Source organism: Lachnoanaerobaculum umeaense (assembly GCF_003589745.1).
Classification (GTDB): domain Bacteria; phylum Bacillota; class Clostridia; order Lachnospirales; family Lachnospiraceae; genus Lachnoanaerobaculum; species Lachnoanaerobaculum umeaense.
Genome location: NZ_CP032364.1, coordinates 1934769 through 1949235, shown reverse-complemented (window position 1 = coordinate 1949235; position 14467 = coordinate 1934769). Strand labels below are relative to the sequence as shown.

Below are 14467 nucleotides of genomic sequence, written 5' to 3'. Positions count from 1 at the left end.
TAATAAATAGGAAGAAACTAAGTATTTGTGAGCTATTTAATACAAAAAAGAGGGGACTTAAAATCCCGTGGGTAGAAATACCCGTACCGGTTCGATTCCGGTCTGCGGCAGTATTTTTGTTCAAATCCAAGTAAGGGTTTGGACTTTTTTTATTTTAGGATAAATTAATGGAGTTATTGGTATATTAGCATTGATTTTATTTTGACTATTGCTAATACTATTTCTCCAGATTATTTGGTTGTGGAGCTAACAGGTGTGGCTAAGTTGGGAAATATATTAAAAAATCTTCAGAGAATAGAATATGAAAAGATTAGACTTTTATCTCCATTATGTATTCTGGATATAGAGAGTATGAGGAGCTATGGAAATGAATTCCCGGATATATTTAGAGATCAGATATGTAGTGCCGGTCAGGTAATTCTTTCAAAAACTGAGAATATGTCTGAAAGAGAAAGAGGTGAATTAATTTCTGAGGTACAAAGCATTTCTCCGGATGCAGTGATTACAGATAGGCATTATATGGAGTATCCTGACAAGTGGTGGAATGATATACTTTGTACCTACCTGGATGGAAGTAGTAAAATTCCAGAGAACCTAAATAAATCAACAATTGCTCTTGATACATTTTCTTTATCAGATGTCACAGTGGGTGGTATAGGTAGCTTTATGTGCTTTATGGAAAATATTATCAGAGGTGAGTATGGTGATATAATTCGTTCCAAGGGGAGTATTCCTCTGAAGAATGGGAGTATTATCTTTGATGTAGCAGGTGGAAAGTATTCATTTCTTTTAACAGATACATTTGAAGATGCTAAAGTTATATTTATAGGAAATCGAATCAGAAGACAGAAGATTAGAAAAATACTTTTTAATAACTCTGAAAAAATAAAAATACTACCATTTAGCGGATATAGGAGAGAGAGCTCAGTATTATAAAATGATTTATTAGATACCGAAGTAGGTTAATTATCAACCGACTTCGGTATTTTTTATTTTTAAAACTAGATATTTATTGTATTATATGGTTATTTTAGTATCTTTAAACTAGACACTCATTGCATTATGTGATTATTTTTGAGAGTTGAAAGTATACATTTGTTGTATTATTTGATGATTTTACTACACTATACTATTGTATGGTAATAGTGATTCTTCCAAAAATTATTAAGATTATCTTACGACAAAGCTTTATTTTTTATGCACTACTAATAAAAACAGCAAAATTTATTATGCAGTACTAACAATAAAATAATACGTCATAAAAAAACATTCACAAAATTAACATAGGTATATTGACAGTCATAGTTTAGGCAGATATAATCGTGCCATAAACTTTTGTTACAAATTGTGGGTATTACACTTGGTTAGTTAGATATAATTTATATTATGTTTAAAGGAGAGCAACATGAACGATTTGGAACGCAAAGCTTTTTTATATCAATCAAGAGAATACATATCTAAATATTTTGATCTAAGTAAATTAAATGATGAAGAGCTTTACACAAAAATAGAAAAACTTGTAAGCGAGCAGTTAGGCGATATCTATATTTCAATACAGGAAAGAGTGAATTTAACGGATGAACTTTATTCATCTATAAGAGGTCTGGGGCTTCTGGATATGATTATAAAAGATGACGATATCACAGAAGTTATGATAAATGGAACAGACGAGATTTTTATCGAGAAGAACGGAAGAATTGAAAGACTAAATCAAAGCTTCGATAATCAAAGAAAGCTGGAAGATATAATACAGCGTATTGTAGGCAGGGCCGGTAGAGAGGTAAATCAATCAAACCCAATCGTGGATACCAGATTACCGGATGGCTCAAGAGTGAGTGTCGTACTGCCACCGGTAGCATTAAAAGGTCCTACTTTAACCATTCGAAAATTTTCAAAAACACCGATGACGGTTGAGCAACTCATAAAGTATAAATCAATTACCCCACAAATAGCTAAAGTTTTAGAAACATTGGTAAGAGCAAAATATAATATTTTTATAAGCGGTGGTACGGGAAGTGGAAAGACTACCTTTCTTAATGCATTATCTAATTATATCCCCAAAAGTGAAAGAGTAATTACTATAGAGGACTCGGCAGAGCTTCAAATAGTAGGCATAGATAATCTGGTAAAATTGGAAACTAGAAATTCAAATTCTTCAGGGAAAGGTATGATAACCATTAGAGATTTGATAAGAACATCTCTTAGAATGAGGCCTGAAAGAATAATAGTAGGAGAGGTAAGAGGTGCAGAGACGCTGGATATGTTACAGGCAATGAATACCGGACATGATGGTTCACTTTCTACCGGGCATGCCAATTCCACCAGAGATATGCTTAGCAGGCTTGAGACAATGGTACTTATGGGTGCTGAGGGATTACCATTAGAGGCTATAAGGCAACAGATATCTTCTGCAGTAGATATAATAATCCATTTATCCAGACTGAGAGATCATAGCAGAAAGACTATGGAGATATCAGAAGTTATGGGATTAAATGATGGAGAAATAGAATTAAATCCACTATATGTTTTTGAGGAAAGCGAAGACAGTACTATGGATAGAGTGGTAGGGGAATTGAAGAGAACAAAAAATCCTTTAAAAAACACATTCAAGTTAAGACTTATGGGCTATAAAGGAGTAATTTAATGCTGGAAAAAAATTTAAAGAAAAAGTCAAATTCTTATATTGAAAGACATGGACTTATGGGAAATGCTGATGATTATCAGCTGTATCATATGAGATTAACAGATTATCTTATAGGTTTCTTATCGGGATTCGTACTTGGGTTTCTAGTAAATATGATTTTTTTTAGAGTATTCATATTATCAATAATAGTTGGAATTATTTGTGGAATTCCAGCAATACATTTCTATAAAAAATACCGTAAAGAAAAGAGACAAAGGGATTTACTTATAGAGTTTAGGGACTTGTTGGAAGCTTTGACAACATCATATTCTTCAGGGAAAAATACTATGGAGGCATTTGCGGAGAGTTATCAAGATCTACTTAGTTTATATGGTGAAAAATCAGATATAGTTAATGAGACAAGAATTATAATAGCAGGAATGACGAATAATATAATTGTCGAAGATTTACTAAAAGATTTTGGAGATAGATGTGGATTGGAAGATGTAAAAAGCTTTGCTGCAACATTTGAATCAGGACTTAGACAAGGTGGAGATATAAAACAGGTTGTATGGGACAGTAGAAAAATAATCAGTGACAAGATAGAAATAGAGATGGAAATCAAGACCATGCTTACAGAGAAAGAAAATGAACTAAATATTATGATGGTAATGCCCTTGATTATAATGGCTGCAATGAGTGGAATTGGATCTATGTCAGCAGTAACAAATACAATATTTACAGTAATTGTAAAGCTGTTTGCTATTGGATTGTTTGTAGCAGCATACATGATGGGAAGAAAAATAGTTAGTATAAGGATGTAAAAGAGATGATACTTATGATATTAGCTACGATATTTGCATTATTCGTATTATATTTGCACTATAAATTCAAAGAAAGATTTAATGATGTATTATCCGGAATACCACAGGGAGAATATCCCATGTCAGATATTTATTATATTGGATTTGGTTTTATGGAATTGATACATTTTGATATGAATAGTAAAAGTTCCAAGGGTAAAATAAAGCTTATTTCTGAAATATATGGAAAACAGTATGGTCCGTATTATTTTTATATATTAAGAGGCGGACAGATAACATTTGCAGTAGTATTTATATTATTGATGTTTCTGATAACAGGAATAAGTGGAAATTTCAAATTGGTGATTGCAGGAGCAACAGTAAGTGCCATGATGATTTGGTACTTAGATGAGCTGTTAAATGACAAGATAAATGCCAGGAGAGATGAACTGCTTAGAGACTATCCGGGAATGCTGTCAAAGCTTACATTACTGGTAAATGCAGGTGTACCTATAAGAGAGGCATGGATAAAGGTATCTGCCACAAATGAAGGTACACTATATCAGGAAATGAGAAATACAGCTATGGAATTAAACAATGGTACTCAAGAAGTGGAGGCTTATAAAAACTTTGGGGAGCGTTGTTCTATAAAATCTCTAAGAAAGTTCTCTACAATGATGATACAGAATTTACAAAAAGGTAGTAATGAGGTGGTTATATTTCTTAGAGATATGAGTGCTGAAGCCTGGGAAGAGAAAAAACATGAGGTTAAAAGAAAAGGTGAGAAGGCAAGTAGTAAACTCATTTTACCTATCGGATTGGTGTTTTTTGGTGTGTTGATTTTGATAATAGTGCCTATATTTGGCAGTCTTAAATTTTGATGTTTGAGCAAAGGTCGACCAAGCTTTTACATAATAAACTTTATTGATTTTTTAAAAGAGAGGAGCAACAAAATGGGAAAAATGTTTGAACTTATTGATCTGTTCTTTATGGCACAGGTGATGAAAATTCAGGGAGCAGCTAAGGCATTTAAGGAAGAGGAGCGTGGAGCTTCAGACATGGTAGCAGTTATGGTACTTATAGTAATCATAATAACATTGGCAACTGTATTTAATTCAAGACTTTCAGAAATAGTTGGACAGATACTTGATAATTTAGGTGTTTTTGCAGGTGGTTCACAGTAAAGCCAATTAATTAATCAAAGGAGGAGATATGCGTATTGAAAATAATCGTGGTGCATTAATGGTAGAAGCAGCATTAATATATCCTTTATTTATGCTTACAATAGTAGCAATGTTGGTATTGGGGCTATTGAAGCTGGAACAGAGTCTTATACAGTTTGGAGCAACAAAGATTGCTTCACAAGCTGCAAGAGAGGCTGCATATCCTGGGTATGAAAAATATCTGGCAGCAGTAAGTAATGGGATAGATATAGATGTGATAAGTTTTCCAAACACATCGGGAGTTGACAGCTTCTATAAAGATCGAGAACTTTATGCAGGTTTTTTTAGAAGTAGAGATGCAATTGGAAATAACTTTGAAGAAAAGTTAAATGAACTTTTACTAAAATACACCATGGTTAGCGGTATAACCGTAGATTCAGATATAGAAATTACAGGGATAATAACACCTACAGTAAAAACTAATGTCAAATATGGCATCAGATTACCTGATGGATTAGGAAAGGTATTGAGTTTGGTAGGAGTTCCATCAAATTTCAATGTTCAGGAATCAAGTTATGCATTCTCCTCAAATGCAACAGAATTTGTTAGAGACATCGACCTTGGGGCAGACCTTATAGACTTTCTTTTGGAGAGATTTAATCTAAAAGAAAGGGTCGATGTCTATGTAAATAAGTTAAAGACATTAAGAGACCGATTGGGCGGAACAGGAAGGTGAGTAATATGAAAATCTTTTATAATAGACATGGTTCGCTGACCATATTTATGTCTTTAATTCTGACGGTAGTGATGATATTTACTACAATTTTGATAGATGGAGGCAGGATAATACTTGCTAGAAATATAGTATCCGGTGCAGGAGATATGGCGTTGAATGCAGGGCTTACATATTATAACTCAGTCCTTCAGGATACCTATGGGATATTTGCTATATCAGCTAACATGGATGATTTAAGAAAAAATTTGGAAGTATACTTTGATGCTACATTAAATAGTAATGGTCTAAATGATCAGGGACTGGTAAAAGAGCTTGTTGATATAGCTCTATCTGGAAGCAGTGGAAGTGAAATCTCAGATATAATGAAAATGAAGTTGGCTGACGATGGATTTGAAATAAGTCAGGCAGCAGGTGCAAATCTTTCCAATGCAAATGTGCTTAGGGCACAGGTACTTGACTATATGAAATATAGAGCACCGGCGGTCATTGGATATGGATTCCTTGAAAAGATGAATATATTGAAATCATTACCAGACCAGCAAAAGGCATTGGAGGCTAAGAGGGATTACGAAAAGAAACTAAAGGACGTTCAGGATCTGTGCCTAGAGATATATGCACTTTCTAGAGATTATGAGGATTATCTTATAAATACAAACGGAAATTTTAAGACTCCTTTTGAGATCAAGGAAGGTGTATACAGATGGGGGAATAATAATTTTCAATATGCTACAAGGGATGCAATAGCATATGTACAGGTGGAAAAATTGCCTAAACTTAGGGAAGATAAATATTGGAAACATAATTCTCACAATCCTTTAGGTGGAGAGTTGAAGGATTCTGTAGCCGGATTTGATAGTGAAATAAGTGAATTGAAAGATGATTTTTATTCTGTTACAAGTTCTCTTTCATATGAAAGTACTATAGGAACCTTAAGGGGGGATGCTTCTTTAGAATATAATAGATTTGATAAATATGTGAGATATTATCATGAATATGAAGATAATGTTTATAAATTTCATACAGTTAATGCAAGGTATGATTATTCATTTAAATTATATAACGAAAGAATAGTAAAAATTAATGAAGATTTAGCTAGTCTGAAAAATAATGATGGTGGAGAAAATGATAACTCAAATAAAAAACAAGAATTAGAAGCAGAAAAACAGGAATTAGAGGACGAATGGAAACGAGTAAAGAAATGGTATGATGAAAGTTTTATCGGTGATTGGGGTGAAAATGGTGTCAATGAAATAATCCCTGAACATTATGGTAGTACAGAAATATCTAATGTACCTTTTGGACCAAACTATAATATTAATAATCTCAGAGATAAATATATGCAAGATCTAAAAAAAGATATAGAACTTCTTGCTATACCTCAAATGCGAAATGCAAGAGATTATTATGTGTGGTTTGCTGAATTAAAGAGTAAGGCATCAGATGTAAGGGAAAAACTTTTAGAACTAAAAGAAGCCTCAGAGATACTACAAAAAATAGCTGATAGATGGGATATTAATATCGGAAATATGGCTGAGTCAGGTGTAAAAAATGATATGCGTCAAGACTACAATGTCAAGACGAAAGCGGTTATAGAAGGATATGTTGATGAAATGACAAAAATATTTGACAACTCCATAGACTATTCAACTAAGGTCATGACGGATCTTGAAAAGTTCAAATATGCAGGTATAACACCGGCTACATCATTGGATTCTGATAAACAGTGGGTGGAAAATATAATATCTTATGTATCTGTATTGACAAACACTGATACCTTGGATACAAATTCACAGATTGAATCAAAGCAGAATGCATTAAATAATTTGGGTATTTATGAAAATACTGAGAGCAGCAGTTTATCATTTTTTGACTTTGAGAAGAATATACCCGGTAAGATACCGAAAGTAGTGGAGATGGATGGAGGCTATAAAGTAGTAGATTCTGAGTTTGAATATAAAGATCCAAAACTGAGAAACTTCCTTGGAGTAGAGTGTTACGATATTGATGCTACATATGATTGGAACGCAGATAATGATGGAAAATACTATGTGGATTCACTTTTTGCTTTTTTTGAGAGAAATAGTGTGGCAACTAAGCCGGATGGAGATTCAGAGGAGAAAAGTAAGAGAGATAAGATGATTAATGGCTCAAATGTGTATAATACTCCGGAACCGGTGCAAATAAACAACACGAATATAGCCAATGTAATGAATACAAGTGCAAAGGCAGCACAGATAATGGATGAAAACACATTGGAATCATTACAAAATGGAGAGGCAGATGAGCTGGTAGATCGTACTTTAAATACATCAAATGAAGCTATTTCAGGTTTTGATAGAATTGAAGATATACTTGTGGGTGGAAGAGATAAGCTATATCTTATGGCATATACTACTACGATGTTCAGCTGCTATACCACAAACAGAGAGGTGGGAGGTAATACAAATGAAAAGACTCTATCAGGTATACCTTTTAGTGAGAAAAATAATGCAGCCTATAGAGCGGAGCAAGAATATATACTCCTAGGGAATCCCAATCTACGGAAAAATGTAAATGGAGTATATAATAGAATTCTTGGGATAAGAATATTGTTGAATGCTATATATGCTTATACCAGTGACAGTGCTCTTAGAAATGAAACATTTGTTATGGCTACTGCAATAGCAGGCTGGACAGGTTTCGGTATTCCAATAGTGCAAAATGTATTGTTACTCGCAGCGGCATTGACCGAGAGCGTTTTAGATACAAATGATCTGCTAGCGGGGAAAACAGTACCACTATATAAGAATCCAAATGTATGGAGATCAAGATTTAGTGGTATGGTTGAATTTGTTGCAGAGACAGCAGCAGGTGAACTCTATAAGAAAATGAATGAGTATACAGATGAAACTAAAGAGAGTTTTAATCATACATTAGATGATTATGTAGATAGTATGGTAGAAACATCTACAGAGTCCATTATAACATCTATACAGACTCCTATACAGGAAAAGATAGTGTGGTGTTTGGCACAGGTAGGAGATGCCAGAGATGGAATGGAAGAGCGACTTAGAACATCTATAAAGGAGAGCTTTGATCAGATGCAGGCTGATATAGAAGCTGAGGTGACCAATGGTGGTCTGGTAGCTAGAGCAAAGCTTGAGGCATTTAAGGCTATAAATAATAGTGAAAGTCAGGATAGACTTGTTGAGGTGGTAATGCAGGCAATCGGTATTACAAAGGAAAATATTAATGAGGTAACAAAGACTGTAAGTGAAAAAATAGATGGTTTTTTCAAGGAGAGAAAAGAAAGGCTAGTAAATGCTATAAATTCTGTGATAAATAGAAGTCAGCTTAAAGAAAAGCTAAAGACAAGTATAGGATCTGCCATTGATACTGCCAACAGTAATGCTCAGGAAGTTATTAATAATAAAATAAATGAGTTTAATAAGGAGTTTGAAGGTGCAGGTGGTGATGCTCTTACAATAGGAGAGGGCAGGGATAAGCTGGAATTAAACGGTTTTGATAAGACTAAGGCAAGTACATTTAATATGAGCTATAGAGACTATCTGATGGTGTTTTTGGCTATACAGTATTTGATAGATGAACAAGGCGTTATCTGTAGGATGGGAAATCTTATACAGACAAATGCAAGCAAGGAAGGTTCACTCTACTATGCCGGAAAGGAATTTTCTATGCAAGAAGCTACAGTACTATTGCAGGTAGAAGCTAAAGCGGAGATAAAACCTATATTTATCAATCTGGAAACAATTAATAATAATAATGAGATATTTAAATTAGAGGATGCATTCGGATATCCGATAAATTATAAGGGTGTACTGGGATACTAAATATGGAGGTTGCCTTATAGGCAGTAAAGAAAATGAAAAATATAAAGAAAATATTAGTTATAGGTGTATTAGTAACAGCAAGTTTAATTATTATTGGATGTGGTAAGTCTGATAATGGCACAAGTAGTACTGTAAATAGTGATAGCACTGCAAATGAAAGCAAGGTAGAGGAAACTACTAAAGTACAGGCAAATAAGACTAGGACTAAAACATCTGATTTTAAACAAGGGGAAACGCTAGGTACTATAGGAATGATAGATTTAGATGAAAATAGTTTATTTCCAAAAGCAGGCTTTATTGAGGCAGGTGGCAGTAGTATTTTAGGATTTGATGAAAATAAAGGTGAACGTGCAACTTGCTCTTTTAAGCAAGAGTGTGTTGATAAAAGATCAGCAGAGGAAATATGGCATGTAGAATATAGTGAAGATTTAGAGAGGATTCCTGACATACTTAAAGGGTTGACACTTATTTGGGATTCTTTTTTTGAAGATGGAAGAATGTATAAAATGTATTCTGAACAGCAATATGAGGTAATAGTAGATAATACAGAGAAGATAAATTATAGTGGTGTTGATTTTATAAAAGAAGAGGGACATATAGATATTACAAGAAAAGATCCTTCAAATACTTATGATCCTGAATTAGTAAGGACAGGATATATTGCATACTATTATTTTAGTCCGGAGGGAGCAGGATCAAGTGCTGCCGATGATGTATTTGGCTATGGAATGGGTATGGCCGTATGGCTCATTAGACCGGCAGATATGTCAAATACTGAGGAGGCAAAAACTATGGAAGAGAATTATGAGAAGCTAAAAAAATCTTCAGAAGCATCGATGAATACACTTACAAGTTATAAAATAATATATGGAAGTGGAAAGTAATGGATATTGCATAATTTAGTATCCAATATATGCTGGTCAAAAAGAATACTGGAGTTTAGGCAAGTAAACTGTAGCGAACAACCACACTACAAGGAGCAAAATTATGGATAGAGGTAGGCAACGAGGTTTTATAACAGTAGAGGCCAGTCTTATTTTGATGATATTTATTACAGCTTATATAGCACTTTTGAGTATGCTGAATGTGTATAGGGCATATACCGGCATACAGAATGCTATAAATCAGACTGCAAAGCAAGTATCTGAATATGCTTATATAGCAAAGAAACTTGGAGTACACAATATAGGGCAGACTGCATCAGATAATGCAGGAGAATTTGCTGAGAAAACAAAGAAAATGTTAAATACAATACAGGTGTTTTTCGAAGCCAGTGCAAATGGACTGGAAAATGCAACAGATGTAACTTCGAGTATATTGGATGAAGGCTCTGAACAATATCCGGAAGATATAATATCTCAAATGAGTAGTGTGGGCAAAAGTGCACAAGAGATATATGATGCAGGACAGGCAATGCATACTTCGGTTACAGACTATTTTTCAGATGAAAAGGCTATTTTTAATGGAATATTGGCAGTAATAAAAGATGGTGCATATGATGCAGTGAAGCTTGCAGTAGCGATGCCCATAAGTAGAACTGTAACCAATAAGTATTTGCAAGGATTTCCGGAGGGATATTTTGAAAATCTGGGAGTGCAAGGTGGAAAAAATGGAATAAATTATTGGGGTTCAAGTTTCTTTTTGGATATGCAAAGTATTGAGATAAGTGCAACATATAAGATGAGAATACCTTTGCCATTTGTAGATAAGGTGAATTTTACATTAAAAAACACTGCATCTACAAGGGCTTGGATTGGAGACGGAAGTTTCAATGAGCCAAATGAGGCAGGAGGAAATGTAGCAGGTGCAGCATTAGAAGATGGTGCAGATGAAAAGCCGGGAATTGAGGATAAGTTTGATGAAATAGTTCCGGTGGCTACACAGGGAAATAAGCTTAACATACCTTCATCAGTATGGGATATGAATACCAAAGAGCGTGGAGAAGCGATAAGTAATTATGATAATACTGTAGTAAAGAGAAATCTGGATTCAAATGAATTTAAAGATATAAGTATATTCAATGAGAGTGAAAAATATATAGCAAGAACTCATAGCATGGATACAGACTTGATACAGTACCAAGATGGAAGTAAGTTTTTAAAAGCTATAAAAAAGGATATGAAACAACTGGAAGACTTCAGTGGGCAGGGAGATGTTACTAGTGATAAGTATAATACAAAATATTATTATCTTGTTGTAAAAAATAAAGATCTTACTTTGGACCAACAAAAGGCAATAGTGGCTGCAACTGAGTATGCAAGTGAAAATGGAATAGTATTAAAACTATATACTACAGAATAGGAGGTGAGTGATGGTAAATTTGATACTATGTATATTGTTTATGTTGATAGCATATGCTATGACAGAATATATATACAAAAAAAGATATAACATATCAAAGCAGAATATATATTTATTGGTCATATATCTATTGATAGGTGTAGCTATAGGGATTTTATATAAAGTGTATGAGTATGATATCTTAAAATCACTTAAGGCTCTAACTATAATTTCTGTAGTATTGATCGTTGCAGGTATTGACTATAGAGAAAAAATAATACCAAATGAAGCCATTATATCTATTCTAAGTATTGCAAGTATACTTATATTAATAAATATATTTAAAAACAAAGTAGAAACATTGGCTATCTTTATAGATTCTACTGTGGCAATGATTCTAGGTGCTGGATTATTTGCAATAAGTAAGGCGGTGAGTAAGAATGGTGTAGGTATGGGTGATATAAAGATTATAGGAGCATTAGGATTTTATCTAAGAACCTATGCACTGATTGGCGTATTGATGGTGTCGTTGGTATCTATTGCTGTTTATGGAATGTTTAAGATATTGACTAAAAAGGCAACTACAAAGGATGAGATAGCCTTTGCTCCATTTATAGCTTTTGGAGTGACAACTTGTATGATCCTTGGATTTTAGGAGCGATATATGACAATGAAGAAAATACTTTCACCTACAATAATATTATTATTGGTACTTGGCTGGGGCAATATAATAGGCGGAAATGCCAGAAAATATAAGAATTATAAAGATTATATGGCAAAAGCAAGAGAACTGGATGAAAAGGAAATTTATATTGATGCAGTTGAACAGTATAAGAAGGCAAGAGAATTTACAGAGGATAAATTACCTATAGAAGAAGCAATACTTGATGATTATCTAAAATTAGAGAAGTACAAGGACTTTGAAAAGCATGGCAATATGATTTTAGAAAATTATAATTATCCAAGAAATGTAGCAAGAAAGATGACTGACTACTATATGGATAGGAAACAAACTGCTAATGCTCTCAAACTTGTAAATGCATATTTGGAGAAAGATACAAATGATGATGAATTTCTGGAGATGCAGGGTAAACTTAGAGGAACATACACTGAGATATACTTTGGTAAGGACTCTATAAGTGGATATTATAATGGCTTTTATGTATTTTCGCAGGATGGAAAAGAGGGGCTTATAAAGTCTGATGGAAGCGAAAAGATAAAAGCTATATATGAGAAAATATATCCCTATGGAAAAGAACCAAACTATGCCGCAGTTTGTGAAGATAACGCTTGGTACTATATTGATAAAAATGGATATAAAAAGCTAGCTACTGATTTTAAAGTAGAGACTCTTGGAGTATATGGAAATAATTTAGCTCCATATTGTAGTGAAGGAAAGTGTTCTTATATTGACGAAAATGCTGTTAAGGCAACAGATAATACTTACGAATTTGCAGGCAGTTTTGCAAATAAGAGAGCAGCAGTAAAGCAAAATGGAAAATGGGCTATTATAAAAAATGATTTCTCACAAGTTACTGATTTTATATATGAGGATGTGATAATGGATGATTTCGGATTTGCAACATCACAAAATGTATATATTGCAAAATTTGAAGGTAAGTATCATATTTTCAATTTAGACGGAAAGATAAAAGGTAATGCAGGTTTCGAGGATGCAAAGGCATTTATAGCAGATGAATCTACAGCAGTAAAAGTAGATGGTAAGTGGGGATTTGCAAATAAGAACGGTGAAATTGAATTTATTACTGAATACAAGGATGTGAAAGCTTTTTCAAATGGATTTGCTGCTGTATACAATGGAGAAAAATGGGGTTATATAAACAATAATTCCACAGTAGTAATTGATTTTGAGTTTAATGAAGCATATAGCTTTAATAATAGTGGAATAGCGGCTGTTAAAAAGCCGTCCTGGAAATTTATAAAACTTGCAAAATAGGAGGTTTTAATGAAGATCAGATTAGCTTTAATAGACAGTGATAAGGATTACAGAAAAAGATTATCGGATTTTTATATTAAAAATTACCATGACAGAATAGAAATATTGACTTTCTCTTCTTTGGATTCATTTGAAAATAATAGAGGAAATAAGACTATTGATGTAATGCTTGTAGCTGAAGACATAGAAGAGGATCTATCTCTATATAATGGAAAGATAAGTATTGCATATTTATCAGATAGAGATTTGATAGAAAGAAAAAACAATATAAAAACGATTAATAAATTTAAAAAGCCTGACAAGATATATAAAGAAATTTTGAATATTTTGGCAGATGGAGCAAATGGTGATATTGCATATAAATTCAATGATGGGAATCATACTACAGTAGAGGTGTTTATGTCAGTAAATGGAGGTGCAGGTGCTACTTCTTTGGCAATAGCATATGGAAAGAAACTGGCTATGAAAGGAATACCTACTTTGTACTTAAACTTTGAAACATTGAATTCATCAGGTATATTCTTGGAGGGAGAGAGTAATGTGGGATTTGATGAAATAATATATGCAATAAAGAGTAAAAAGCAGAGCGTTTCGCTAAAAATAGAAAGCAATGTTTTACAGACTGTAGAAGGATTAGATTTTTTTAATGAGGCAAGAATAGCACTTGATATGCTTGAGATGAATGATGATGATATAGCAACACTTATTCAGGAATTACAAAGTATGGGTAAGTATAAGCATATAATAATAGATAGCAGCCTAAATATAGGTAGTAGACTGAATGTTTTTTCAAAACTTGCACATAAGATTGTTTTAGTTTTTGAGGAAACCAAGTTTGGGATAAAGAAAATGTCGGATTTGAATGAAGCATTACAGTTGTTGGAAAATGGTGGAAATATTGATATAACAAATAAACTTACTATTATATGTAATAAGGTAAGTGATGTGAATCATGTATCTATACCACCAAATCTTTATGTAAGAGAATTTATAAAAAACTATAGTGTTGAAAATAGTGACTTAACAAATATATTGGCACAAGTTCCTTTTTTGGAAAACTTGAGATAGGAGGAGC

General features: G+C 33.3%; 12 protein-coding genes. All 12 read left to right on the top strand.

Features of this window, described 5'->3' with window-relative positions; genetic code table 11:
* Nucleotides 1-255 precede the first annotated feature (255 nt).
* Complete coding sequence (locus tag D4A81_RS08830; protein WP_242977630.1) at nt 256-936, top strand: cobalamin biosynthesis protein CobW; 681 nt, start codon at nt 256-258, stop codon at nt 934-936.
* A 469-nt stretch (nt 937-1405) separates the two neighbouring features.
* Nucleotides 1406-2644 carry a CpaF family protein gene (locus D4A81_RS08825; protein WP_111524623.1) on the top strand — a complete coding sequence of 413 codons (1239 nt, stop codon included), beginning with the start codon at nt 1406-1408 and terminating at the stop codon, nt 2642-2644.
* Nucleotides 2644-3447 carry a type II secretion system F family protein gene (locus tag D4A81_RS08820; protein WP_111524624.1) on the top strand — a complete coding sequence of 268 codons (804 nt, stop codon included), beginning with the start codon at nt 2644-2646 and terminating at the stop codon, nt 3445-3447. Before D4A81_RS08825 ends, D4A81_RS08820 begins: the two co-directional genes overlap by 1 nt.
* Before the next feature lie 14 nt (nt 3448-3461).
* Entirely contained in the window at nt 3462-4307 is an 846-nt protein-coding gene (locus D4A81_RS08815; protein WP_242977632.1) for a type II secretion system F family protein, read from the top strand.
* 72 nt (nt 4308-4379) lie between these two features.
* Nucleotides 4380-4610, top strand: a complete 231-nt coding sequence (locus D4A81_RS08810; RefSeq protein ID WP_111524626.1) for a hypothetical protein — start codon at nt 4380-4382, stop codon at nt 4608-4610.
* 28 nt (nt 4611-4638) lie between these two features.
* Nucleotides 4639-5325, top strand: a complete 687-nt coding sequence (locus tag D4A81_RS08805) for a TadE family protein (protein WP_111524627.1) — start codon at nt 4639-4641, stop codon at nt 5323-5325.
* Between the two features lie 5 nt (nt 5326-5330).
* Nucleotides 5331-9155, top strand: coding sequence for a DUF5702 domain-containing protein (locus D4A81_RS08800; protein WP_111524628.1), 3825 nt, complete (start codon nt 5331-5333; stop codon nt 9153-9155).
* 32 nt (nt 9156-9187) lie between these two features.
* Nucleotides 9188-10039, top strand: a complete 852-nt coding sequence (locus D4A81_RS08795; protein WP_111524629.1) for a hypothetical protein — start codon at nt 9188-9190, stop codon at nt 10037-10039.
* 103 nt (nt 10040-10142) lie between these two features.
* Nucleotides 10143-11456: a hypothetical protein gene (locus D4A81_RS08790; protein WP_111524630.1), complete on the top strand. Its 1314-nt coding sequence runs from the start codon at nt 10143-10145 to the stop codon at nt 11454-11456.
* A gap of 10 nt (nt 11457-11466) precedes the next feature.
* Complete coding sequence (locus D4A81_RS08785) at nt 11467-12090, top strand: prepilin peptidase (RefSeq protein WP_111524631.1); 624 nt, start codon at nt 11467-11469, stop codon at nt 12088-12090.
* Between the two features lie 9 nt (nt 12091-12099).
* Nucleotides 12100-13392: a WG repeat-containing protein gene (locus D4A81_RS08780; protein ID WP_111524632.1), complete on the top strand. Its 1293-nt coding sequence runs from the start codon at nt 12100-12102 to the stop codon at nt 13390-13392.
* Between the two features lie 9 nt (nt 13393-13401).
* On the top strand, nt 13402-14460 hold the full coding sequence (locus D4A81_RS08775) for a P-loop NTPase family protein (RefSeq protein ID WP_111524633.1): 1059 nt from the start codon (nt 13402-13404) through the stop codon (nt 14458-14460).
* Nucleotides 14461-14467: the final 7 nt, after the last annotated feature.